22 protein-coding genes, 1 tRNA gene and 1 pseudogene are annotated in these 24,769 nt (G+C 59.2%); 11 read left to right on the top strand and 13 right to left on the bottom strand.

All coding sequences use genetic code 11. The annotated features are described in order from the left end of the window. Window positions 1-59: 59 nt before the first annotated feature. Window positions 60-908 carry a CPBP family intramembrane glutamic endopeptidase gene (locus tag CXR25_RS09215; protein WP_308298009.1) on the top strand — a complete coding sequence of 283 codons (849 nt, stop codon included), beginning with the start codon at window positions 60-62 and terminating at the stop codon, window positions 906-908. Window positions 909-985: 77 nt separating this feature from the next. Here the strand turns inward: CXR25_RS09215 and CXR25_RS09210 are convergent, their stop codons facing one another. Next, a complete protein-coding gene (locus CXR25_RS09210; protein WP_009882453.1) occupies window positions 986-2,455 on the bottom strand; it encodes a peptide MFS transporter in 1,470 nt (489 codons plus the stop codon). Window positions 2,456-2,597: 142 nt separating this feature from the next. Beyond that, entirely contained in the window at window positions 2,598-3,860 is a 1,263-nt protein-coding gene (locus CXR25_RS09205; RefSeq protein ID WP_069600096.1) for an MFS transporter, read from the bottom strand. Window positions 3,861-4,177: 317 nt separating this feature from the next. On the opposite strand from CXR25_RS09205, the gene CXR25_RS09200 reads away from it, so the two are divergent. Both CXR25_RS09200 and CXR25_RS09195 read left to right on the top strand, forming a co-directional pair. Next, entirely contained in the window at window positions 4,178-4,591 is a 414-nt protein-coding gene (locus CXR25_RS09200; protein ID WP_009882456.1) for a phage holin family protein, read from the top strand. 110 nt (window positions 4,592-4,701) lie between these two features. Continuing rightward, window positions 4,702-4,935, top strand: a complete 234-nt coding sequence (locus CXR25_RS09195) for a hypothetical protein (RefSeq protein ID WP_114385008.1) — start codon at window positions 4,702-4,704, stop codon at window positions 4,933-4,935. Between the two features lie 106 nt (window positions 4,936-5,041). On the opposite strand, the gene CXR25_RS09190 is transcribed toward CXR25_RS09195, so the two are convergent. Together CXR25_RS09190 and CXR25_RS09185 are read right to left on the bottom strand one after the other, a co-directional pair. After that, window positions 5,042-5,911: an alpha/beta fold hydrolase gene (locus tag CXR25_RS09190; protein WP_096161908.1), complete on the bottom strand. Its 870-nt coding sequence runs from the start codon at window positions 5,909-5,911 to the stop codon at window positions 5,042-5,044. Next, window positions 5,908-6,807, bottom strand: coding sequence for a universal stress protein (locus CXR25_RS09185; RefSeq protein WP_009882459.1), 900 nt, complete (start codon window positions 6,805-6,807; stop codon window positions 5,908-5,910). Before CXR25_RS09185 ends, CXR25_RS09190 begins: the two co-directional genes overlap by 4 nt. 850 nt (window positions 6,808-7,657) lie before the next feature. Here CXR25_RS09185 and CXR25_RS09180 point away from each other — a divergent pair. Together CXR25_RS09180 and CXR25_RS09175 are read left to right on the top strand one after the other, a co-directional pair. Further along, a complete protein-coding gene (locus tag CXR25_RS09180) occupies window positions 7,658-7,885 on the top strand; it encodes a hypothetical protein (RefSeq protein WP_125178134.1) in 228 nt (75 codons plus the stop codon). Between the two features lie 157 nt (window positions 7,886-8,042). Beyond that, window positions 8,043-8,118, top strand: a tRNA-Ala gene (locus CXR25_RS09175). A gap of 433 nt (window positions 8,119-8,551) precedes the next feature. Here CXR25_RS09175 and CXR25_RS09170 read toward each other — a convergent pair. The 3 genes from CXR25_RS09170 to CXR25_RS09160 form a co-directional block, all read right to left on the bottom strand. Next, window positions 8,552-9,190, bottom strand: coding sequence for a hypothetical protein (locus CXR25_RS09170; protein WP_114385007.1), 639 nt, complete (start codon window positions 9,188-9,190; stop codon window positions 8,552-8,554). Continuing rightward, window positions 9,174-10,445, bottom strand: a complete 1,272-nt coding sequence (locus tag CXR25_RS09165) for a NucA/NucB deoxyribonuclease domain-containing protein (RefSeq protein WP_125240530.1) — start codon at window positions 10,443-10,445, stop codon at window positions 9,174-9,176. Before CXR25_RS09165 ends, CXR25_RS09170 begins: the two co-directional genes overlap by 17 nt. A gap of 636 nt (window positions 10,446-11,081) precedes the next feature. After that, on the bottom strand, window positions 11,082-12,275 hold the full coding sequence (locus CXR25_RS09160) for a hypothetical protein (RefSeq protein ID WP_009884203.1): 1,194 nt from the start codon (window positions 12,273-12,275) through the stop codon (window positions 11,082-11,084). A 739-nt stretch (window positions 12,276-13,014) separates the two neighbouring features. Here CXR25_RS09160 and CXR25_RS09155 point away from each other — a divergent pair. The 4 genes and pseudogenes from CXR25_RS09155 (at window position 13,015) to CXR25_RS09140 (ending at window position 16,539) form a co-directional block, all read left to right on the top strand. Then, window positions 13,015-13,863 (top strand): hypothetical protein, encoded by an 849-nt coding sequence (locus tag CXR25_RS09155; RefSeq protein ID WP_114385006.1) that lies wholly within the window; start codon window positions 13,015-13,017, stop codon window positions 13,861-13,863. Between the two features lie 90 nt (window positions 13,864-13,953). Beyond that, the gene (locus CXR25_RS09150; RefSeq protein ID WP_125240529.1) at window positions 13,954-14,901 is read left to right on the top strand and encodes a hypothetical protein; all 948 of its coding nucleotides are present in this window, start codon (window positions 13,954-13,956) and stop codon (window positions 14,899-14,901) included. Window positions 14,902-14,972: 71 nt separating this feature from the next. Beyond that, window positions 14,973-15,728: a hypothetical protein gene (locus tag CXR25_RS09145; protein ID WP_125240528.1), complete on the top strand. Its 756-nt coding sequence runs from the start codon at window positions 14,973-14,975 to the stop codon at window positions 15,726-15,728. A gap of 242 nt (window positions 15,729-15,970) precedes the next feature. Continuing rightward, window positions 15,971-16,539, top strand: a pseudogene (locus CXR25_RS09140) (recombinase family protein). A gap of 721 nt (window positions 16,540-17,260) precedes the next feature. On the opposite strand, the gene CXR25_RS19370 reads toward CXR25_RS09140, so the two are convergent. Continuing rightward, window positions 17,261-17,500: a DUF6968 family protein gene (locus CXR25_RS19370; RefSeq protein WP_420807962.1), complete on the bottom strand. Its 240-nt coding sequence runs from the start codon at window positions 17,498-17,500 to the stop codon at window positions 17,261-17,263. Between the two features lie 568 nt (window positions 17,501-18,068). Here CXR25_RS19370 and CXR25_RS09135 point away from each other — a divergent pair. Beyond that, entirely contained in the window at window positions 18,069-18,443 is a 375-nt protein-coding gene (locus tag CXR25_RS09135) for a VOC family protein (RefSeq protein WP_069600082.1), read from the top strand. Between the two features lie 83 nt (window positions 18,444-18,526). Here the strand turns inward: CXR25_RS09135 and CXR25_RS09130 are convergent, their stop codons facing one another. Genes CXR25_RS09130 through yczR form a run of 5 tightly spaced genes read right to left on the bottom strand, consistent with a single transcriptional unit; the run spans window position 18,527 to window position 23,895 of the window. Continuing rightward, a complete protein-coding gene (locus CXR25_RS09130) occupies window positions 18,527-19,108 on the bottom strand; it encodes a methylated-DNA--[protein]-cysteine S-methyltransferase (RefSeq protein WP_226833752.1) in 582 nt (193 codons plus the stop codon). Beyond that, a complete protein-coding gene (locus CXR25_RS09125) occupies window positions 19,105-20,595 on the bottom strand; it encodes an Ada metal-binding domain-containing protein (RefSeq protein ID WP_096158693.1) in 1,491 nt (496 codons plus the stop codon). The genes CXR25_RS09130 and CXR25_RS09125 overlap by 4 nt, the downstream gene beginning before the upstream one ends. Before the next feature lie 32 nt (window positions 20,596-20,627). Next, the gene (locus CXR25_RS09120) at window positions 20,628-21,596 is read right to left on the bottom strand and encodes an arsenic resistance protein (RefSeq protein WP_069600080.1); all 969 of its coding nucleotides are present in this window, start codon (window positions 21,594-21,596) and stop codon (window positions 20,628-20,630) included. 10 nt (window positions 21,597-21,606) lie between these two features. After that, complete coding sequence (locus tag CXR25_RS09115) at window positions 21,607-22,398, bottom strand: YggS family pyridoxal phosphate-dependent enzyme (protein WP_125240527.1); 792 nt, start codon at window positions 22,396-22,398, stop codon at window positions 21,607-21,609. A gap of 45 nt (window positions 22,399-22,443) precedes the next feature. Beyond that, on the bottom strand, window positions 22,444-23,895 hold the full coding sequence (gene yczR, locus CXR25_RS09110; protein WP_029417403.1) for a MocR-like transcription factor YczR: 1,452 nt from the start codon (window positions 23,893-23,895) through the stop codon (window positions 22,444-22,446). Between the two features lie 135 nt (window positions 23,896-24,030). On the opposite strand from yczR, the gene yczE reads away from it, so the two are divergent. Continuing rightward, a complete protein-coding gene (yczE, locus tag CXR25_RS09105) occupies window positions 24,031-24,702 on the top strand; it encodes a membrane protein YczE (protein WP_069600079.1) in 672 nt (223 codons plus the stop codon). Window positions 24,703-24,769 lie beyond the last annotated feature (67 nt).

Raw genomic sequence — 24,769 nt, 5'->3', positions numbered from 1 at the left:
ACGAGGAGTTGCCGCTTCGGGCACTCGCGTTCGGACAGTGGTGACTTAGAGTGGCAGGCGTGGACACTCAAACACGATTCGACACTGATTCTCGCCGATTCGACCTCGTTTCCTGGCCAGGCTTGGCCGCGACGCTGTTGGCACTGTCCGCTTTCGTCCTGTTCGGACTGGGAACCACGTTTCCTGAGGTGAGAGCCTTCGGGTATGTACCGATGGTAGCCTCCCTCATCGTCGCCTGGAGCGCCGACCGGGAATTCGCACGCGACCTCAGCGTCATCGCCGGCTGCCTGGGTCTGATCTCGTCGATCTCGGTGGCCGCCGATATCTCGTGGTCCAATATCGCTCGCATGGGGGTCGTGCTCTCTGCCGTAGTGATCGGGCCCTGGCTGATCACCCGCTACGGCTTCAAGGACCGCACCATCGTCTTCCCGCTGCGTCGGGGGCAGCGATGGTCGCGTCTGGAGTGGGCGTGGCTGCTGTTCGTGATCGTCGTCGCCTGGCTCGTCCTCCCCCAGTACTTCATGCGCACTGGGGTCTATCTCAACTGGCCGCCGGTGACGCAGTGGGATGAGATCGTCCGTCTCTTCTTCGGCGTCAACGCCGTCGGCATCTGGGATGAGCTGTTCTTCATCTGCACGGTCTTCGCTCTGCTGCGCAAGCACTTCGCCTTCTGGACCGCGAACGTATTCACCACCGTCATCTTCGTGTCCTTCCTCTGGGAGCTGGGCTATCGGTCGATCGGACCGGTGCTGACGATTCCGTTCGCACTCGTCCAGGCCTATATCTTCACCCGGACGAAGTCGCTGCCATACACCGTGACGGTCCACCTCCTCTTCGACGCGCTCGTCTTCCTCACAATCGTCCATGCCCACCATCCCGAGGCGCTGCCCATCTTCATCGGAGTATGAGAAAACTCCCCCGCTCACACTGTGTGAGCGAGGGAGTTCGCTGCAGCTCGAAGGAGCCACGATGGGACTGCTAAGGGTCAGCGGATGCCGCGCAGAGCCTTGAGCATCGGCTTCGTCAGGGTCAGAGCCAGCAGACCGAGAACGATCGACGCCGCGCCGATAGATGTCCAATACGGTGTCTGATTGTCGGCCGAGTAGTAGCCGCCCAGCACACCGGACAGAGCCGTTCCCACGCCCGAGGCGAGGAAGAAGACGGCGATCATCTGTGACTGGAACACCTTCGGGGCAACCTTCGAGGAGAAGGACAGACCGATGGGTGAGATGAGCAGTTCTGCGAAGACGAAGAGCAGCAGGATGAATGCTACCCACAGCAGCGGTGTCTCATGCTCGCCGGCATTCGCATACGGCAGGAACAGCAGGAATGCGATGCCGATGAGGATGAGCGAGAGCCCTGCCTTGACCGGAGTCGAGATCTGACGTGTGCCCAGCTTGAACCAGATCGCCGAGAACACCGGAGCGAAGGCGATGACGAAGATCGGCGGGATGAGTTGGAGCCAGTTGATCGGCATCTCCCAGCCGAAGATCTCACGGTTCATCTGCGTGTCGGAATAGGCAGTGAGCGTTCCGAAGATCTGCTGGTAGAGGGACCAGAAGACAACGCAGGTGATGAAGAAGGGAATGAATGCGAGCACCCGTGAACGCTCATCGGCATTCGTCTGCGGGCTGACACCCATGACGATGAAGTAGCAGGCCGCTGCACCGGCTGAGATTCCCGCAATCCACCAGTCGAGATTGTCGGGGTTGACGACACCGGAGAACCAGAGAATCACGATGAGGATGACTGCGACGACGATGGCCGCCAGGAAGAGGTAGAGCTTCGAGGTCGCCAGCGGGTTGACCGCACCCCGCGATTCGTCGGGCAGGTTCTTACGACCTGTCGCATAGATGATCAGACCCAGAGCCATACCGATTGCTGCGGCGCCGAAGCCGAAGTGGAATCCGATCTCCTTCTGCAGAAGGCCGGTGATCAGCGGTCCCAGGAGGGCCCCGATGTTGACGCCCATGTAGAAGAGGGTGAATCCGGCATCCCTGCGCGGGTCCTTCTCGGTATAGAGCTCACCGACGAGAGCGGAGGCGTTGGCCTTGAGACCACCGGATCCGAGTGCAACGAGGATGAGACCGGAGGCGACGCCGCCGAATCCGGGGATGAGCGCCAGGCAGATGTGGCCGACCATGATGATGATCGCCGAGTAGAAGAGGATTCGCTCCGCACCGAGGATCCGGTCGGCAACCCATGCACCGAGGATCGTCGCCAGGAACACGGCGCCGCCGTAGGCGCCGACGATTCCGATGGCGGTTGGCTGCGGCATTCCCAGTCCGCCCTCGGAGACCTGGAAGTACAGGTAGAGGGCGAGGATGCCGTTCATGCCGTAGTAGGAGAACCGTTCCCACAGTTCGAGGCTGAACAGCTGCATGAGCGGAAGCGGGTGCCCGAAGAATCGGGTATCGTTCCGCGCGGCCTCAGTGGTTGAGGTGCTTGATGACATATCGTGCTTTCCGTTGTGGCGTGCAAACGCGCACTGTCGTTCTGGTGCGCGATTCACTGTGAACAACCGGCAATGCTACTCCCGGATATTGCTCAGGTCACACGCTCCCAATGCTGGGACACGCTGTCCCAATAAGCGGAAACTACGAGTGAACCAGGTCTCTTTTTCGGGCTTTTCTGCCGCAGAGGAGGTTGAGCAGGCCCGCGACGAGCACAAGTGCGGAAGCCGCCATCGGGACAGCCATTGCGGCCGAGGTTCCGGCCTCCTCGGCGAGGATTCCGTTGACTGCCGATGCCACCGACTGACCGACGATGATCGCGGACCCGGCCATCGACATGACCGTGGCAGAACGACCGAGCGGACTGCGTTCGGCGGCGAGGCTGAACAATGTCACCAGCGTCGGCCCGACCGCGCAGCCCATGAGCAGAAGCGCGATGACCACGGTGACCATCGAGGTCGAGGACGCCATGATCACGGAGCCGATGAACATCAGCGGTGCAAAGGACAGCAGCCTGGCCCACAAAGCATAGCGTGGTGAGAACAGCGCGACGGTGATGGCCAGAATCGCTGAGCCGATGCCCATGATGCCGTAGATGATTCCCGCTTCCTCGGGACGTCCGAGATCGTTCGTCAGCGAGGTCAGCGCCGTCAGCGTTGACCCGAAGACGAGTCCGATGCCGAAGACGCCGAGGACGACGACGAACACGCCGAAGGTGAACAGTTCCTTCGCCGGCGCCTGGGCGCGAGGCTGTGTCGACGTGCTCACGTGCGCACGGCCGGTGGGGTGGAGAGCGAATGAGGTCACGAAGACCAAGGTCATGATCACCGCGCCGATGATCGGCGCCACCGGGTGGAGGGTCGTGGCGAGGAGACCGACGATGAAGGGACCGAAGACGAAGACGAACTCATCGGCGGCCGACTCGTAGGCCATCGTCGAGTTGAGCGTCTTCTGCTGTCTGGGGCCCGCGAGCTTGGACATGATGATCTCGACGAGACGCGAGCGTGACATCGGGGCGACCTGCGGGGCTGTGGCACCGATGGCGAAGGCGGCGATGAGCACCACAGAATCGGGCAGGGGGCTGAAGACCACCCAGGCCATGAAGATCAGTGCGATGCTGTTGAGCAGGCCGATGGTCAACAGCACGCGACGCTGGCCCCAACGGTCGGCGGCGGCCCCGATGAAGGAGCCGAAGATCGCCGTTCCCAGTCCGACCATGGCGGAGTTGATTCCGCCGAGGCTCAGCGAGTCTCGGCCGGCGACGACAAGGGTGAGGACACCGATGACGACCATGGCGTAGGGCAGGCGGGCCACGAAGGCGATCGGAAAGTAGCTGGGGCCCACGATCTTGAGCAGCTTCGGTGCTGCCGTCTCGTCAGGTCTGATGCGGGTTTCATTGCTGGGCATATCAATCCAGTTTCTCCCCCATCATGGTGATGGGGATCGGTGCCGCCGTGGTGACCTGGATCAAATCACTCGGTAGATGCACGCTGCTGTCACTGTCAGCGCTCAATAGGCGCTCCTCCCAGGCTACCGGGATCGGACCGCGTGCACGAGGGTCCATAGGCACTTAGTCACTTGAGCTTGCTCACCATCGGCATCACACGGTGTGCAATCCTGTCGCCCCCACGCCTCGGCGAAGACCAGGAGACAGGCCGCCGGCACGGACCTCATTCTCACCCGTGACTCAGAAAGAATGCAGACGAGAATGCGACGATATCTCTATGAATTTCCTCTTGAGAGTTGTCGTCAACGCATGTGCGATCTGGGTTGCGGCTTGGATTCTGCCTGGCGTCGCCATCGAAGGAAACCAGGTTGTCGAAGACCAGACCGGCACGATCGCCGCCACGATCATCTCCTACCTCGTCGTCGGGTTGATCTTCGGTTTGGCGAATGCGTTCATCAAACCCATCCTCAGCTTCGTCTCGGCACCGATCACGTGTCTGACCTTGGGTCTGTTCTCGATCGTCATCAATGCGGTCATCTTGGCTCTGACCAGTTGGCTCAGCGGCTTCACCCCATTCGAGTTCACCATCGACTCCTTCTTCCCCTCGGCCATCATCGCCGCAGTCATCGTCTCGATCGTCTCCGCTCTGCTGGGTTGGCTGGTCCCGGAGCGAAGCACCGAACGCGACTGACGGATAATCGCCGCGACTTCGGCGACTGCCAGCACCGGAATCTTCTCTACGACATGTAGACTTATGTGCAGTGTGTGTGAGCCTGCACCCAATGACCGTCGGAGGAGAATATGTCCAATATCGCCACAACGAAGAGAACTCGGAACTCAGCATCGTTCGCTGACGTCATCGTCTTCATCGTTTCGTTCGCCCTCTTCATCTTCGGGCTGTATCTCTTCGGCGCAGGATTCTTCGGAGCACCTGGCACCGAGTTCTGGCTCTTCTGGGCTGGACTGCTCGCCTCCTGCCTCGCCTTCCTCGTGCCCATCGTCTACCACTGGGTCAGCGACCGCCCCCAAACCTGACGGCACGAGCAAAAGGGCCGATGCGTTGATTCGCATCGGCCCTTTTCTCTGCCATTTCTCAATGCGCTGCCGTTGTCGGGCTCATCGTCGAGGCTCGGTGACAGGTTCAGTCCCGACCGCGACAGAAATCCATGATCGCCGAGGCGGCTGCATCCGGTCGTTCGTAGTGCACCAGGTGCCCGACCCCGGAGAGTTCGACGAACTTGGCATCGGCCAGGTCTGAGACGAAGCGGCGAGTCGCCGCGATCGGTGCGATGGCATCCTTGTCCCCGGCGATGACGAGCATGGGCATCGACAGCTGCCCGGCCACCTCGGCGACGGTGTGAGCGACCGAGACGTCGAAGGCCTCTGCCAGCGAGGTCCGATCGCTGAAGGTGGAGAAGTGACGAGCATGCTGATCATGGATATAGCGTCGCAGCCCGCGGTCTCGTGTCGTGGCCATGACCTCGCTCATCGCACGCACGATCACAGGGTTGGCCAGCAGCTGGTGCCCGATCGTCTCCGGCAGCCGAGCACCGAGACCGTAGTACAGACGGGTCAGGGCAGTCAGCACCTTGGCCGAACCCTCGAGAGCGGGCGTGGTGATCGGATTGATGAGGATGAGCTCAGGCGCCGTGGACGGTTGGCGAGCGGCCATGTGCGCGACAAGGATGGAGCCGAAGGAATGCCCGAGAACGATCGGGACAGCCTGCCACCGCCGAGTCACTTCGGCGACGAGGCCAGCCAGGTGATCGCAGTAGGCATCGAGGCTCAGACCGGACGCCAGCGGAGGCGTGAGCCCGAAACCGGGCAGGTCACCGACGATGACATCACGGTCTCGGATGGCGCCTGCGATGAGGTCCATTCCGTGGTGGTCGCCGCGGAAGCCGTGGACCATGAGCACAGGACGGGCGCTCGACCCTGAGGAGTGCACCCACGCCGCAGTCGAGTCACCGTCGACGGTGAAGTTCGTGCGCGTCGGAACTGAGGGACTCACGGCGGAGTGATGGCGCTGACGGCTCTGCGAGGCACGACGACCACGGGGACTGGCAGCACCCGCAGCAGTCGGCGGGCTCGTGCGCCGATGAAGACGCGCCCGCCTCGCCCGAGCCGACTCGATCCGATGAATGCGATCTCGCCCGGTTGGAAGTCGACTCGGGCGGCGGCGTCTTCGATGTCGGCTCCGGCCTGTGATTTGACCACGGCTCGCCCCGACTCGAACATCTTCGCGGCACGCGCAGCCAGCACCGCTCCCCCGTATTCCTCGGCGAATTCCTGAATCTCCGCGGTGTCGTCCTCACCGAGACCATCGTTCTCGATCAGAGACAGGAGACGGAGATCCACGTCGAGGGCATCGGCGGACTGCACGGCCGCACCGATGAGCGCCGCAGCGCCTGGCCGGGCGCCGAAAAGCGTTGTGATGCGCGAGATCGGGCCGATGTCCGAGTTCCCGGCTGGCGCCAAGACGACAGGGACCTCGGACGAGTGCAGCAGTGAGGTCGCGACAGTCCCGATGCGGAACGAACGCATCAATGTGGTGGCTCGCGCACCGATGACGATGGCCAATGCGCCCTCGGCCTCAGCAACCTCCATCAGCCCCTTGGACTCGTTCGACGAGGTGTGGATGACGCCTCGAGCCGTGACATCGTCCGGCACCAATGCCAGAGCTTCGTCGAGCCAGTCCTCGAGCTGCTGTGAGACGATGCCGGACCCATCCTGCGGAATGGAGTTGCCGGCGGTGAAGGTCGAGGCTTCCGGACGGACGATCGTGATGATGAGTTCGGTGCCGGCCGATCGTGCCATGGAGATCGCCAGAGCGATGGCGTCACGTCCACGGTCGGTGGCGATGTATCCGACGACCAGTCGTCGAGCAGTAGCAGGTGCCTGTGACATTGTCTTCCCCCAGTAAGTCGCGAGTCTGAGAAGATTCTACGTCGCTGCCTGGGGATTCCTCGACCGCGCACCCCGAGTCTGGAAGCACGGGGCTGGAGACGAGATCTCCCCTCCCCATAATCCGCGATTAGGCCACCGTGCTCATTAGTCGCAGAAGTTTCACAAAAAGAATGCCCAGAAACCACACAGAGTTCTTCATTTGTGACAAATTCGAGATTGCAATTAAGGATTCGCACAAACCCCACAATTGCAGCCATTCATTCTGAGCGCTGACGCCGCTCAAACGAGATCCAAGACCAAGAAAGGAGCGCAGGAGAATGTTGAAACTCATCGCATTTCCCCATCCCCAGCATCGCTGGATCGGAATCACTGCCTGCTTGACTGGCGGACAAGGACTCGTCGGCTGAATCCAGCCGCATCTCTCGTCTTTCTCCACCGGTCACGTGAACACCGGTACGTTTCTCCCGCAGGGTCGTCCTGCCTCCACGCCGCACTGACGCCACCGTTGGCGCTCATTCGCAGCATCGAGGCATGCGCCGAGCTCGCGTAGGACACTGGAGTTCTACAGGTACGTGCTTTCACGAACCTCACCGACCCTTTGGGCTCTGGACCCATTTCACTGATCACATCTGCCGACGGCAGTCGCCGTGACATCGCCGGAAACTTACTCGCGCCACAGGCGTGCCTCGGGCGAGTTTTCATCGACTGTGTTCGGCAACAGCAACGGATCCAGATTCCGGACGTCGCTTTCACTCGGTTCATTGAGTTGTTCTGCAGCTCTTTGATATCGGACATTTTCCCTAACTCTCATTTGGGCATTTCCCCTGCCCGAAAACATTAAGGAATCGTTTTGTCTACGGCATTTCCATTCACATATCCACGGCGTATTGCGCTGAGTGCTGGGCTCAAGCTGATCCAATGGGCCCGCCGTCCACCAGAGACCACCAAGGATCACGATCGGATCGCGTTGGAGCGTCGCAACGCGCGGTTCCGCAGGCTCGCTCGAGATGAGCGGCTGCAGGAGCAGCGCGAACGTGAAGTCACGAGATACCTCTATCTGGTGCGCCCGATGATCTGATGATCGCTGACAGATGACCGGGGCCGGGATCACATCCGACCCCGGTCATCGTCAGAGACCACGCGCTTGGCGATGCTCACTAGAGTCAATGTGGTCAGCGTCACTGTCGCCCGATTTGTCGTCGTGGGTGCACCTGAGTAATATTGATCGAGCAAGCGGGGGTATGGCGCAGTTGGTAGCGCGTCTCCATGGCATGGAGAAGGTCAGGGGTTCGAATCCCCTTACCTCCACCACACGAAGGACCCGGTCTCATAAACATGAGGCCGGGTCCTTCTTCGTGTGCACCGGATCCTTCTTCGTGTGCGTGGGTCTGCGGATGATCTCTCCGCGACTTGTTGCTCCGAGGCTGTTCTCTCAGTGGCTGTGTGAGCTTCAGCGATAAATGGCGGTCTTATGACAACACTCAGTGGCGGGGCGAATCTCATTGACTGCGTGTTTGAGCTCCAGCCGCAAGGAGTCTCGCATGACATGGGTTTTAAGACAGGTAAGTTATGAGACAGGCTGAGGCTGCGAATCGCCCACTTTTGAGAACTAACAACGAGCCAAGTGATCCCGCTATGCAACGCGCACCATTTCGGACCGATGTCAATGGCCACGGCGTAACGAAAGTCCCGCCGCTCCGATGCTTCTGACAAGCGACGGAACCTTCATTTCGCTTTCGGATGACTACTCTCCTGCGTCCCTAAGGCTCTGAGCTTTGAGCGCCTCAAAGTCCGGATCCCCCATTCCGAGGGTGAGAGCACCGGAACCACTGTAGAACTCGGGGTTTTCATCGTCGCTTTTCGCCTTGGCCGACGTCATTTTCAAGACTTCAGGTTCGGTAACGACCGATGGCCACACTTGGATGAGTAAGTGGTCTCTTGCGGGAAGGTTGGGTTCGATCAGCTCGTCGGTTCCCGAATCATCTCGGCCACGCACATGAATGCGGAGGCGATATTCTTGACCGCCTTCGAGCACTGCCGCGCCGGTGTCGTTCTCGTCGACTTCAACACTATCGCTGAAGATTCCAACCAACGCCAACGGTTCGGAGTCAGTTGCTCGTGCACCCAGCTCGACAACGTCTTCCCATGCACCGGCTGATTCCCCTGGCGATTGATCAAGCAATTCGAAGCTTGCGCTAACCGGCCCATACATCGCTCCGGTATGGAGTGTAAGCGTTCCCTCGCCATCGGCTGAGACTGTCCCGCCCAGAACTGTCTCAGCAATGGAAGAAGCCACCAAAGGGATGAGGCGGAGCCGCCAGTTCTCAGTTTGAACTACCTGCGTGTACATGTCAGTCAACTGTCTCTCAAAGAATTTGGACATAGAACGGATCGCCTGTCAGCACTCGACTTTCCTTGAAGAACTTGCTGAGATCGGATCCGGCTGCCGAATTTTCCTTCTGCGGAATCATACATGCGCTGTACCCCTTCGCGCCTTTTGCGCCAACAGGATAAGATTTGTCGGCAATGTTGCACTTGCTGAAAGTGCGGCCGGCACCACCACCGTAATAGGCACCCTGCTGTGTTGAAGCGAATGGATACTCGTCACAAGATAGACCGGACGGTCGCTTGAGACGCGAAGGGCAGGCCTTCGAACGATTTTTTGCTGAAGACTGTCCGGCCTTGAGCCTCTTCAATGCTGTGGTCTTGCCGGGTAGACCGCTTTTTTGTGCTTCGCTGACGTGTCGAGCAAAGCTTGGGTAGGGGCCTTTATCGTAACCGATTGCGACCTGTCCCTTCGTCATGATGCATCCGGCAGAATAGCTCTTGTACTCTTTGTCGCAACGCACTGGGCTGGCACCTGCATAGCTGAACGGAAGGATTTGTGCGACCTTTGGATGCTTAACCGTGAGGTTCCATGACAGCGACTGACTTGACCTGGTCGTCTTCCCTGTCCAGTTGTAGTAACTTTCCGCGCTCAGCGTTTTGCCGGCTTGCATCGCCTTTCCTGCGAGCGATGTCACTGATCCAGTGCGAGAACAGTTTCCGGTGCATTTCGGTGAGGTGCCGGCGATCGAGAACTTGTTGCCTGTTCCCGTAGTTTTTGAGATCACCATGGTGAGTTGGTTTCCGATACGGGTCTGATTCGTCGCGCTGTACTGGTAGACGTAGACGGTCCCAGTGAGAGTACCGAGCACCGCACCCTTGCCAGAGTGATGTTTGATAGTGAGAGGAGTACCAACACAGCCGTTTGTTCGGTCGGACGAGCGGACGCCCGCTTTGCAAACATTTTTCGGCAGAGGTAGCGTCGCATGAGGCTTCAAAGCAGAACTGTCCAGTTCGCCCACCGTCGCACAGATGCTGGACCCGTCGGGGGCTTTAGAACAGGTGGTTTCGGCTTTGATTGCTTCAGTGACTTGCCCGGATTGGGCTTCGGCGGAGAGCCCAAGGGTTTCATCGATCCGGGACGGGGCGATGACGATTCGTTGCGCCTTAGTCGATTCTGAGACTGAAGACTCCTGCGAATCAGTCTCAAAGGTTTTAGGATCTACTTCCGCGGCGGCACTACTTAGCACCGATCCTCCTGGCCCGAATGTCAGAGTCAATGCTCCGATGACTGCTATGAAGAGAGCGCTCAATCGCCTCAATTTGACACTTGTGATGTGTATTTTGATCCTTTACGTGGGGTGATGGCTTCGAAATTCTATAGTTCGATTACCTCGTTGACATCGCACGAACGAGGTAGATTCCCAACTTGATTCTGAAGCCATTCACACGTGCCTAGTGTTTGCTACGGCCGATTACTAGTGGGGTGCAGTGTCGGGGACAGCCCCCTGAACTCAGCAGCGTAGAGGACTGTCGCGTATCCCTAGGGTTTGTAGACAGATCTTGTTGAGGCTATTTGAAGAATCGAACTAAGCGATATCCAGCGACGCACAACGAAGCAAGGAGGCAACCGCTTGCAAGAATGAACAGGAAGAGAGCTGGGCCGAGCCAGTGGATTTCAACCTGGTCGAAAGTGGCGGTTGCACTATTGACTACCTGGTGGCATGCAGCCGCAGGAGGCAACGGGTTCATCGTGACACCATATGAAGCTACTTCAGTACCCGGTGGCGGTGTGGCGCAACCGCGCCCACCCGCAATCCCATTCAACACGTGAGTCTGAATGTAACCAGCGACGTATGAGCAGACAAGAAATGCAATTCCGATTCCAGCCAGCGGCCATGGGGAAAAGAGGTGCTTCCACCTTGCTGATTGATGTTCCAAGGCTTTGGTCATTTCAGTGCTTTCGGTCGTTTATCAGCGTACTCGTCCCACGAGAAGTGGGTCGGTGTCCGCCAGTTGCGGTTAGCATTCAGCAACAGCATGTCGGTTGATTTAGGCCCTCCGAGGCTGGCTGGCCAGTTTCGCGCTGGGTTGAGGCCAAGGCCCATGCATTTCGTTCCTGCAGGCTGGGGATTGCAGTTGTTCTGCACATACTTAGTCGCAGCCGATACGTGGCTCCATGAGTTCTTTCCCGGCTTGAGCCTCATGTCGACATACACGGTCTGGTGAGTTGTCGTCTTCCCGTTCTTAAACTTCATGTCGGGCATGGCCGCTGGTTTGCCGATGCCGAACCCGATTGCTCCTTTAGAGCACTCATCCGACGAGTGCTCTTTGTCGATGTATGTCTCCATTTTCTTCAGGGAGCTGTCTCCCGTACCGTCGTTGACGACCATGGTCATTGACGCGCCTTTAAGGCGAGCGTCGGCCCAAAACCGATCGTCTGTATCAGCAGGGCAAAATGGGCGGACCTTCTTGGATGACAGTTTCTTGTTGTGCTGGTAGAGCTGAGTTTCGGATCCCCACCAGAAGGGCGCTTTCTTGGCGTTGGATGAATTGAGCCAGCTCTCCATGACGATGAGTTGCCTTTTGCCTTTTACATTGTCCTTGGTTTGGAACCAAGTCACATTGGGGTGTGCTCGTGTGGAGGGCTTGTTGGGGTCGGCCGCTGCCTGGGCTTCTGCTTCGGCTGCTTCCTGAGTACCAATCTGTGCGTCTCGAACCTTGGCAAGATCAACATCTCCCGCGTCCTGTTCTTTCTCCTGTTCCGCGTCTTCGGCCACTGACTCGGTCAGATCTTTGTCAGGAGTGGTAGAGCGCGCATGGGGGCTTGAGTCTTGCTCTGGGATCTCGAAAGTGATCTCTGTAATCGCTGGGGTACCGCCGGGAGCTTGGTCCGCGAGATTTTCAAGTGCCAGGGATTCATTGGCTGAGAGTGAGAGGTCGGAGTCGTAAATATAGTGACCAATACCGTTGCCGATCATGAACTCGAAAGATTCGACGGTGGCCTGATGATCGGTAGCAGAGTCTTGAGCAATAGTCAAAGCACTGTCGAACGCTATAGGGTGGTCGAGATCAACAGTGACTTGAGAGCTGTCGTTGTTCGCGTTCTCTGTCGACGATGCCTGAGCGGGAGCAGAACTCATTACACCTGATGCAAGAACAAAAACCATGCCAAAGGTGAGTGCCCTTCGGTAGGGCTTTGTGAGCCGATCGCTTGCTAGGGGTCTATCGGAGGGGATCAAACGAGAAGCCTTTCCAGAGGGGGAGGGGACGAATCTTAATGCTACCTGAGAGTTCGTCGGTGGTTGATATGGGCGGTCGCTGGGTTAAAATCTCGTCACCCCGCGGTACCTGATGGCGCCAGACAAAGTCGGTCGTCCTTGAGCCGGGAAGCAGGTTCGTGTGTGCAGGCGAGGTCTGAACTCTTTGCAGCCCACTTCTGAAACTGACATAGAAATCGCGGAAATCGGTTCACCGTGAAAGCGCAAAGCTACGACGCCGGTGAGACGTCTCGTATTCCTAGGGATATGAGGCGTCTCGCCGACAGTGAAATTGTCCGCTTACCGATCGAGAGCGAGTCGCAGCGGTATGTGGCATGGCTCTCACAATGTTCAGAAGAGGCTGCAAGTCCTAACAGCTACCGTCACGCTGTCGTCGACCACTAAGCACTACGAAAACTTCATCACTTAGCGCTGCGACTCACATGGCAGAGGCCCGATCGAGGGTTCCCGACGACGAGGTACCCCCGCTGAAGTATGTCGAATGTTCATAACGTTTTGATTGCAGTGCGTTCGCGGTGACGGAAAACTACAGCACATGTATCAAACTGAATCTGTTGTCTCTACTACATTCGGATACACAAAACACCCTGAAGGACCGCTCATGCCCAAGCCGTTCATGGCTCTCGCGATTTCCGCAACTTTACTCCTATCGGCCTGCAGCGCACCTGCCGTGGAGACTACTGAGAAGCCCACGAAAACAGAGTCAACTGAACAGCGATTGGCTCCTGTTCAGGAGAAGATCGAGGACTGGGACCTGCTGACCGATGCAAAGATCGAACCGTTCAACGAAGACACGGATAAGTTCAGCGGCGACCAGGTCGAGATGGTCAGCAAGGACGTCATCAAGCTCGCTGAAAAGCAGCTCAGCTTAGACCAAGCCACATCGAAAGAACACGTCGAGCAACTCGTCGACGAGTTCGCCTCGTCCGCTCCAGGCGTTCTCAGCGACAACATGCGCAAACAGGCGAAAAAAGACGCGAGAGACCGCGACACCTGGTCAGTGGCGTACGTTCAGCCGATCAGTAGCTCCTACCGCATCGAAGATGATAGCCGTTTCACCTACGCCTGGAACGCGGAATTGGTGCCCGTAGAAGACTACATGGGCTTGACAGTAACACTCTTCACTCGGACCGCATATTGGTTAAGAACTGATGACGGCGAGAGAACCATGTTGAGTATCGGCAGGTGGATCTCACTGAGCACTGCCGAGCCCACCTATTCAGTATCGACTGGCGACTACGGGTGGCGCACTGCCTCGAGAGAATACAACTCTGATATATGCCCCTTTGCCAAGGGGGAACCGCTTGTTCCCGAGACAACGACGGGCGCAGAGGAACTCGAAAGCCTCGAGAAGATTGTCACGCCAAGTCCTTCCTCGTTCGCTCCCGTTGCGGACTTCAAATTGGATCAGGACGCAATCGATAAGGCAATTGCGAAGTGCGAAGCCTGAGATGAGACAGTGGCGCTCAGAGCTTCCCGTTAATTTAGGAAACCCGCCCATTGCTGTTTGCGCATCAAGCCACTGAAGAGAGGTCGGACTGTGGTCAACGAATACTACAAAGCGGTGAAGAACACTGAGAAGCTCACCGAGCAAAACGCTGCGCAGTTGAAGAGCATCAACACGGCGACCTCGATCAGTGCTGTCGCCAACGTCGCGACGGCGGTGAATTCGTCGCGACAGACCGCGCTCCAGGCCGAGCAACTTGAGCTGGATCGGCAACGAACGCAGGCCGAACACAATTACCATCTCGCCATGTGGCGCCAATCTGACAATGGGTTGGCTTATGCAGAATGGCACGGCGAAGCGCAACAACTGCTGCAAACGTTCAATGAGCGCCACCACGCGTGGACCACTGCGTGGGCGCAAGCCATTCTCGCTGCTCGTGCCGAGATCCCCAAGGAAGAATCGGTCAGGTTCAAAACGCGACGTCGTGCGCTTCGGCAACTACCCCTACTGGCTCTTGCCTTAGCAACCTCGCTGGCAACTGCCATAGCGATCTGGATTTCAATCTACGCCTTTACTGAGGTCACGAAAGACGCGGGGTGGACACAGTCAGGTTCGCTCGCGAATGTGGTCGTGTTCATCTTGATGTTCACTCTTCCCCCACTCTGCCTTTTAGCCCTGACTGCGTTCTTCGTCTTCAGACGCCACCAGAAGATTAAACGTGTGAAAGCGGATAGCAGATTCGGCCTGGAACAAGCTGCGCGCATTGCGCGCTGGGGGATCGATCCGCTGGCGGTTGCCAACGATTTCGTCGGATTCAACTGGTATGGCGAAGAAGACTTGGACGCTTATATACAACGAGTCCGCGCCCTCTGCCAGGCTGAGGATCAGTTTCCGTCCTCATCGATCTTGGTTCCCTTAACCCTGCCTCCGGTTGTTGCTCCTGACTCGATAGTTGTGCCGCTTGAAATCAGAAATCTGCTCCATGCGTTCCGTCAGCGCCAAGTTGGTGACGCAGCGCTCGTGCGTCCTGACGAGTACTAATCGGGGTCTTTTCGGATAGGTAACTCGATTGCATGTGGGCAGGCGGTCGAAAACATATTAGGGCGATAAGAATGAAGCAAAAATTGACCGTGTTCCTGCTCGTTGTTCTGGGACTATCAGCCTGTGCAACTCCGAACGCAACCCAGTCGCAGCCAGAAGAATCACCGGCCTCGCAGGCCGATAGTGACGAAACACAGAAAGCGACCGGAGGGCAAGCAGCTTCCCAGGCGGCTGCACCAGGGCAAGAAGACTCAGAGCCGGGTGTGCCGATGGAGACTGATGACGCTGCTGTTGAAGGCGTCGATGATTACACCGCCACCGGATTCGACGGAATATCCCAAGGGTTCGGCAATACATTCACCTACCCTGATGGTTTCGCTGTGACCGCCGATATCGTCGCCTCCGGTCAGGGCGGTGAACAGGACTATCTCGAAGAACAGACCAGGCATGACTGCAGCGCCACCGATGGCCATTGGAAGTTGGTCTCGCTGAAATATGACAACTTTACTGGTTCTGACTTCAAACCCAACGAGATTTGGCCGCCATCATTTGTCAACCTAGAAGGACCCAGCTCAGAGTTCACTCACTCAACATACAATCCCGAGGGCTATGAACTCTGGTCAGTGACCGACAGGGTCGAGCCGGGAGCAACAGGAACGTGGTACGACACTGCATGCAGTGGTCCCGACGATACTCTTGGGCTCCTGCTTGAACCCACGGTCACGACCGGTGAATCTGACTCCAATACTTTCCGCGGAGTCCTTCAATGGGCCGAAGGCGGAGCACAATTCTCTCCGCCGGATGACTACACGTGGCCGCAGCGATAGCTCTTCTTGTTAGAGCAGATGGACACCTTGCGCCCGGCCTTTCCTGAATCTTCAGGCGTCTCACAACCCTAGGGATACGCGACGTCTCATCAATACACCGATTCTGAGCTTTCGGGCCGAACTGAGTTCCGCGAATTCTCAGCTGTGTTGGCCAGGTGAGAAATTCTTATAACTATGTCTTGTAACCTGAGTGATGAATCGGTGTACTGACCGTTAGTTATGAGACACATTGGAGCACTCGTATGGCGAAACTCATTGGATACGCGCGCGTATCAACCCGCGATCAATCTACCGACCGACAACAAACCGACCTCCTCGCCGCGATGACCTCTACGTCGACCACGGCGTCTCGGGCGCACGCGCTTCACGACCCGAGTTCAATCGAGCCCTCGACGCGCTCATTGACGGTGACACTCTCGTTATCACCACGCTCGACCGCTTAGGCCGCTCGACGCAGAATATGCTGACCTTCGCCGAAGAGCTCCGAGGCCGTGGTGCCGGTTTGCGGGTGCTCAACCTCGGCGGCGGAGATGTGGACACTGCGACGCCGATAGGATCGATGCTGTTTACGATCATGGCCGCTTTGGCACAGATGGAACACGAGATCAAACGCGAACGCATCACTGACTCCATCAAGAAACGCCGTGACGCCGGCCTTGATCTGGGCGGCCGACCCCGCCGTATCACCGATAGCCAGGTCCGCAACGCTATCCGTCTCATCGAAGGCGGTGAACCGGCTGCGCAAGCGGCGCGAGACCTCGGAATGTCCAGGGCAACTTTCTACCGACGGGCACGCTCGCTCGTCGAATAGCAGGAACACCCATTGTTCACAACGGCGTCCGTTCCCTGCGGATGACGGGGGTGCGCCCGGCTCTGCCATCACACTTCGACTGGGCCAGAGGGTCGAAAGTTCTGGCGGCTTGCCGATGACGGTACAAGGTTGCTCTCGACCAGCCGAGAAGACAGCTGCGCCTTCGGCAGTGCGCCCTTAAATATGGTCGCCTCTTTGCCAACTCTGGTGCTGCTGATCGCTCATCCTCGAAACTTACCAGGACACGCCGGGACCATATAGTGCCTGCACCGCCACTGTGCGATGGAAGGGTGCCGCCAATTATCGCCGAAGCTCACAGGCCCTATTTATGAAGAGTCATTAATCCGCACCCTTAAGGCAATCCGCATAAGCTCTCATTGCATTCGAATAACATTGCGCTCGGTCTTGTTTTGCAGTATTAGTATTCCCCGGAAAGCGCTTTTTGCAGCTATCGATATTGTAGTTATATTCGTTCTCGCAGGTTTCTTTCGCTGTCATCGGCTTGGCGTCACCCGCTGCCGCAGCAGCCGTTCTAACCTCTGAGCAGATTAAATTGGAAGCGTTAGAGCTGGAAGAGGCACCTTGAGGCGATGCCGAACCCCCTCAGCGCCACCGAAAATCAGTAGGATGCTGGCTGCGGTGGAAATAATTGGCATGAAACTCATTATCTCTCCAAACTAAGTTGACGCTCGAATAATTAGCGGAGTCTTAAAGGGGTTGCTTAGCTAACAATAAGTTCAGGATCCATGTGCTTCATCTGAGCGCGAGCAATAGTGACAGCAGCTTCGATCGCCTGGAAGGGGTCAACGCCGTAAGCATTCATTGAAGTGTCAACCTCTGCTTTGGCGCATTGGATATTCACAGTGCAATAATAGTCACCATCATGCTGTTGCTGCGGGCGATCCATCGAAACACGAACTGAAGCGCCGTGAATATGAGAATAAAATATATGAGCAAACACAACGCAACTTCCCTAAGTGTAACGAATATAATATATTGAGACTATCCTTAGAGTGTATTACTCTAATCTATCAGCTATCAATGACAGTGTCGATGGATTGATTCGAGGAAATCTGCGTAAAAAGCGAGGGGCCATGCGGCGTCGCCCACACAACCGCCATCGCGGCCATCCTCCGGGTCGCCGCAGGCAACTTCTTCCTCGTGGACTGACTGCTCACTCAGATCTAGCGGGTGCAGACCGTGATCGACCTCGACGAGTTGTCACCCGAGGCTGTAGAGGCAGCTCGGCAGGCTCCCCCTCATCGGCCACTAGGTGCCGCGAAAAACGTGCCATTTACCGCTGCGACTCACATCGCTCAGGACAGCTCGCCGGTGGCCCTAAAACGACCGTTATCGGTCCAGCCTCCACGCAAGCGCTTTCGGTGATGGCGGCAGTGAAGTGACGTCGATTCGCACGACAGTTCCGTTGGTGTTTCCACCGCAGCGGCCGCTCGTTCGCCATGCTCTGAGAACAGACTCCAACCATGCAGTTACGTATCGTCGCCTCAGGCTCCAAGTAGGGTGAGCCCATGACCAGTCGAATTGGGGACCTCGTAGTCAAGGCCCAGGACCCAGATCGGCTGAGCCGATTTTGGTGCGAAGCACTCGGATACGAAATTTCGGCCAAGGATGAAACGGGGGTCGCTATCTCTGGGGCGTCGAATGCTCCGACGATTCTCTTCGATCGCTCGGACGATACTCCCGTAAATGGAACTCTACATCTCGATCTGTGTCCGACTGACCGCAGTCAAGCGGACGAGCTCGAGAGGCTCTTGTCCCTAGGTGCGAAGCGAACAGACGTAGCTCCGTCAGGGAGCTGGCACGTCCTCGCCGATCCGGAAGGAAATAGGTTCTGTCTCATGGACAAACGCATCCCGAAGGAGCCTGAAGATTTTCACGACTGAGGCTGTCCAATCGAGCAGGGCGAGAGAGTCTCGACGCTCATTTTTCGCCGAACAGTCCGTAGACGCATGTGGAGATCGTGAACTCAGTACTGCCACGAAAAGTTGAAAAAACACCGCCATGTACCGCTGAATCTCACACAGTGGCTGGCTTCAAGATCGAGCAGCGTCCGCTTCTTCTCTTCACCCCAGGCGTAGCCAGTCAGAGCGCCGTTCGCTCCGATCACCCGGTGGCAGGGAACGATGATGCTGATCGGGTTCCGGCCATTGGCCGCTCCCACCGCCCGTGCCGCTGTCGGTCTGTCGATCCACGCCGCGAGTTCTCCGTATCCGGCGGTTGTGCCGTAGGGAATCGTCGTCAGTGCTTGCCAGACCGTGCGTTGGAACTCGGTACCCGTCGGTGCCAAGGGAAGGTCGAAGTCGGTGCGGGTGCCGGAGAAGTACTCCCCCAGCTGTTTATCTGCCGTGGCGAACAGTGTGAGGTCGTCGTCGAGGACCGGCGCGACTCCGACTTTCGCCTCCAGTCGTTCCAGGACTGTGTCGAAGTCATCGAGATAGAGTCCGGTGAGGTGCTCACCGTCCGAGGTGAGCAGGATCGGACCCAACGTCGAGTCGATGACCGTATAGCGAACAGTGTCCGTGGTGGGGCGTGTCATCTCTGTCGTCATTGCCTTCTCCGATTCTGATCGTGTGTCTGTGTTTGTGACTGTGTGTGCGAATGATGGGCCCACAGCAGATGCGTGACGTAGGACCGCCATGGTCGACATCGGTCAACCCTGTGGAGCCAGGAGGTCGACGTCGGTTCTGAACTGGTGAGCGACTCCAGCGCCTTTTTGACTCCAAGGTCTGAGCCGAGAAGGACATCGGGGTCTCCCAGTGCGCGCATTCGGATGTAGCCGAGGCTCCAGGGTCCGATGCCGGGCAGTGCCAGGAGGCTGTCGTTGACTTCTTCCCGATCGCAGCCAGGACCCAGGTTGATCGAACCGTCTGCCAGCCCTGCGCTCAGCGCGCGGAGAGTCTCGATCCTGCGGCCCGGCAGTGACCAGTGCTCGTCCGGAACCTCCGCGATGGCTGCTGCCGTCGGGAAGACTCGGTCGACAGTGCCGACTCTCAGGTCCTCCGGCAGCGGCTGACCGTAGGCGGTGACCAGGCGGTTGAGGTGTGTCTGTGCGGCGGTGACCGAGATCTGCTGTCCCAGGACCGTGCGGATTGCGAGTTCGACCGGGTCACCGGTTCCCGGGGACCGAATCCCTGGGTACCTGTCGACGAGTTCTGAGAGGCCGGCGGCTGCCATCGTCGCTGCCACCGCGGTCGGGTCCGCATCGAGGTCGAGGATTCGTCGTGCCCGGGCCACTGCGCTGCCGAGATCGCGGGTATCGGCCAGGCGGAGGCGGCATTCGATGAAGTCTCCGGACCCCGGGACCAGAGTGACGACGGCTGCCCCGTGGGCGAGACGCAGCGAGCGGGTGTAGTGATCATCGCTGACGTCTTCCACGCCGGCGATCGCACGCAATCCCAGATATCTGAACAGGTGAACGTGGTCCAGCGGTGGACGGTAGGCGAGACGAACGACGATGTCCTGCCCCCTGCGAGGTTCGCTGCGACCGTCGCGCAGATCTCTGGGACTCGACGAATAGACGGCACGGAAGGTGTCGTTGAATTGACGGATGCTTGAGAATCCGGCGGCGAATGCGATCTCGCTCATGGACAGCGGCGTGGATTCGACCAGGGTGCGGGCAGTCCGGACTCGTTCGGTCCGGGCGATGGCGAGGGGGCCGACCCCCAGTTCGGACTGGAGCACTCGACCCAGCTGGCGTGAACTGTATCCCAGCGCCGAGGCGAGCCCGGAGATTCCTGCCCGATCGACGAGTCCGTCTTGGATGAGTCGCATGGCCCGAGCCGTGATGTCAGCTCGGGTGTCCCACTCGGGAGAATTCGGGCTGGCGTCCGGGCGGCACCGTTTGCAGGCCCGGAATCCGGCATCCGAGGCCGCAGCTGCCGTCTGATAGAAATCGACGTTCTTACGCAGCGGCGTTCTCGCCGGGCACGACGGGCGGCAGAAGATTCCGGTTGAGCGCACGGCAGTGAAGAACATTCCGTCGAAGCGCCTGTCGCGCCCGGCTACTGCCTGATAGCACTGATCTGTGGTGAGCATATGACCATTCTGCTCCCCAGATCGGGACAATACTAGCGGTTTTCGGACACCACGGTTTCGGGGAGGATGCGTGGGACCACACGGACGAGGATGAGCATGAAGACAAGCTCGACGAACGTCTGTGCGACCACGGCTGCCGGGCCCAGTCCGTCAGAGGTGATGGCTCGCACGATCGGGAGCATGACAAGCGAATTGCGCGTCACCGCGGTGAAGACCAGGGCGCGTCCGGTTCCCACCGGCAGCGACATCGTGCGAGCCATGAACCATCCGAGACCGGTCATGACGAGGGCGAACACGACGAATGCCGCGATGGCACCGCTCAGGTCGAACAGGTGCGGTGTGATCAGCGGGACCTGTGCCGCAGCGATCACAGCCAGGGTGACCATCATCAGAATGACCATGGACTGTGAGGCTGCGTGGATGCTCCGTTCCACGAGCGTCGATCGGCGGGCGAGTCCACGCGCCACGACGGAGGCTGCCAACGGGATGATGATGAAGACGAGCAGCGCGGTGATGACTGGTCCGGGAGTGATCGCACCTACGCCGGTGCCGCCGAGGATCATCCACAGGTAGACGGGCAGCAGGATGATCTGAACGATCATGAGCACCGGGGTCAGTGCGAGCAGACGGACGTGGTCTCCCCCGGCCAGTCGGGTGAAGACGAGGACGTAGTCGATGCAGGGGGTGAGCAGGACGATGAGGACGGGTATTACGAGCTCGTCACTCAGAGGTATCACGGCGTGGAGTCCGGCGACGACGGGCGGGACGATGAGGAAGTTCGCCAGGGCAACAGCTCCGAGGAATCGCACGTCGGTGAAGGAGTCTCGAACCGCATCGAAGGGGATGTCGAGGAAGGTCACGAACAGGAGTGCGATGAGGCAGGGGGTGATCGCAGCGGCGGCCAGCGGTGATGCCCCCGGCAGGCCAAGACCGATGAGAGCTCCTGCCCCGATGGCGATGAGGTACCAGAGAACCTGGTGTCTGGTCAGTGACGCGAGCACAGCGCAGGAGTCAACTGTTCTCTGGCCAGTAGTAGCTGTCGGGCAGTGCCCTCTTGCCGAAGATGGCCTGACCCACCCGGACGCAGTTCGCTCCTTCTTCGATAGCCACCTCGTAGTCTCCGGACATGCCCATTGACAGGCTTCCCCGACCGATCAGCTCGGGGTTGGTGTCCTGGGCTTGATCCCGCAGGGTCCGCAGACGCTGGAAGCAGGTACGCACACGAGCGATGTTTGAGGAGAAGATCGCGAGAGTCATCAGCCCCTGGACCTTCAGGGCCGAGAACTGCGGCAGTTCGCGCAGGAAACCGGGCAGCTCCTCCGGCGGCATTCCGAACTTCGACTCCTCGGCGGACGTGTTGACCTGGACGTAGACATCGAGGCTGCGTCCCGCGGCTTGGAGCCGTCGGTCAAGAGCAGCAGCCACTTTGAGGCGGTCGAGGGCTTGGAACTCGGATGCGAACTTCGCCACGTCACGGGCCTTGTTCGACTGCAGATGGCCGATGACGGCCCAATCGATGTCAAGGTCAGCCATCTCGCCTGACTTTCGAAAGGCCTCCTGCACCTTATTCTCTCCGAGCTTGTGACAGCCGGCTGCAACGGCTTGCCGGATCCTCTCCTGCGGGACCGTCTTGCTGACCGGCAGCAGCTCGACCTCAGCTGCGTCCCGGCCCACTCGAACGGCGGCGGACTCGATGCGCCGGTTCACCTCGGCGAGGTTGATCCTGAAGTCTTCGACGGTCGTGGCCGTCGAATACCGTTCGTCGTGATTGAGCGCCTCGGCGTCGCCTGTGTCCTGGTCCATGACCTCATGGTACCCAGCGCCCGTCCCCCAGGCCCTTCAGACGGTTCAGGCGACGGTCCGGGTCCGCCCCGCCGGGACACGGTCGGTGAACGTCAGAGCATCGTCCCAGGCAGCAGCCAGACGAGAGCCGACCTGGTCCAGATCCGTCTCGGATACGGTGTACGGCAGTCGGATCCATCGGTCCAGTCCCCCGGCCGGGGCGAAATTCGGTCCGGAGACCAGTCCGAGCCCGTGGTTGCGTGCCGCGATGGCCAGGGCACCCGAGCGCTCCTCTGGCAGTCGACACCACAGAGCCATTCCTCCTCCGGGCACGATGACCTCCCACGATGGAAGATGAGAGCGAACCTGGGCCGCGAGACTATCCCTGGCCGCGCGCAGCTTGGCCCGGTATTCATCGACGATCGCATCATGGTCGCGCATGAGTTCGACGGCGACGAGCTGTTCGAGGACCGGAGCCCCGAGATCGAGGCTCAACCGTGTAGATGCCATGGAGTCGATGCGGTGGGTGGGAATTCGCAGCCACCCGACGCGCAGTCCTCCCCAGAAGATCTTGCTGGTGCTGCCGGCCGTGATCGAGTCGGGCACGAAGGCTGCCATCGGCGTCGGTGTCGGATCACCGTCAAGGCCCAACTCGACCAGGGATTCATCGAAGATGGGCACGATTGCGTTGCGTCTGAGCATCGCACCGAGCCTGGGGCGCTGCTCTTCGGGCAGAAGCGCACCGGTGGGATTGTGGAAGTCGGGAATGAGATAGGCCGAGCGCACCCGGGTCTGGCGCGCAATGTGATCCATGGCGTCGATGTCCCAGTGGTGTCCGTCGGGGCCCTGCTCGAGCGGATAGGGGATCAGGGAGGCTCCGGCCCCTTCGAGAGTCGCAATTGCATTCGGGTAGGTGGGACTCTCGATGAGCACCCGGCCCCGCCCCTCGCTGAGAGCCCGTACGGCAATGGCCACGGCACCGAAGGCGCCGGAGGTGATGAGGATCTGATCGGGATCGGTGCGGACTCCGCGAGCGGTGAATCGTTCGGCGATGATCTCCCTGAGCACGGGCAGCCCCGAGGGGTAGTACCCGGTTCCGGGCAGATAGGCGTGGACGTTGGCGACTGCACGTTCGTAGGCTTCCAGCAGCCAGGGCGGTGCCACCGATGCGGTGCACGTGAGGTCGATCTCCGCCTCGTTCGATCCTGTCGGGGTCAGAAGATGATCGATTCGTCCGCCCGGCACTTCCGGCAGCCGGACCACGCTGCCCGAGCCCCGACGGGTGTGCACGAAGCCCTGTTCACGCAGCTTCGCAAAGGCACGGGTCGCGGTCGTCCGAGACAGACCCGTCGCGGCGGCGACCTCTCGCTCACTGGGCAGTCGGGCTCCGACCGGGATGCGACCATCGCCGATGGCACGCGAGATCCGAGTCGTCAGCGCATCATAGGCTGGCCCGGGCCAGGGTCCGGTGCCGATGATGCCGGCCAATCGGGTCCCGCTCATCACTGGTGTACTCATACCAACCTCGCTGTGTCGATGACTCGTCCACCGAAGCGGTGGAGATACGACCACTTTGTTTCAATTGGACCTTTAATACAAGACCAGTTCAAGACATGATGGGATTATCAGCCAGAACGAGCCGGAAGACCAACGATGTCATCAGCACCCGTACCGAAACGCGAACTTGCGAATATCGGTCCCATCCAACAGCTCAAGAGCGGTCGACTCCCCCGTCGTCTGCCGCAGCTGATCTTTGGTCTCTACCTCTACGGTGCCTCGATGGCGATGATCGTGACCTCGGGCCTGGGCATGATGCCCTGGGACGTACTCCACTCCGGAATCATCAAGCACCTGCCTCTGACCTTCGGCACCATCGTGACGATCACCTCGTTCCTCGTCCTCCTGATCTGGATCCCGCTCAGACAGCAGCCTGGGCTCGGGACGGTGCTCAACGCGCTCCTCATCGGCCCCTCGCTCGACCTCACGCGGCTGTTCCTGCCCCAGCCCGATGAACTGTGGTGGAACATCGCCCTCCTCATCGGCGGCATCATCCTCAATGGCGTCGCCTCGGCGATGTACATCGGTTCGCAGTTCGGGCCGGGCCCACGCGATGGCCTGATGACCGGCCTGTCCCGGGTCACCGGAAGGTCGATCCGTCTGGTGCGCACACTCATCGAGGTCAGCGTGGTTATCGTCGGCTGGCTGCTCGGCGGCATCTTCGGGCTCGGCACCGCGCTCTATGCGGTGTCCATCGGACCGATCACGCAGTTCCTCCTGCCCACATTCACCGTCGAGCTCAGGCCCCGGCAGCAGACCAAGGACTGAACTCCGGCACAGGCGGTACTACGGCAAGACGGCGTCGGCCGGGTCCACGCTTTGGGCCACACCACGA

Source organism: Brevibacterium aurantiacum (assembly GCF_003932995.1).
Taxonomy (GTDB): Bacteria; Actinomycetota; Actinomycetes; order Actinomycetales; family Brevibacteriaceae; genus Brevibacterium; species Brevibacterium aurantiacum.
The sequence above is the reverse complement of the archived record's forward strand: the minus strand, read 5'-3'. Positions and strand labels throughout refer to the sequence as shown.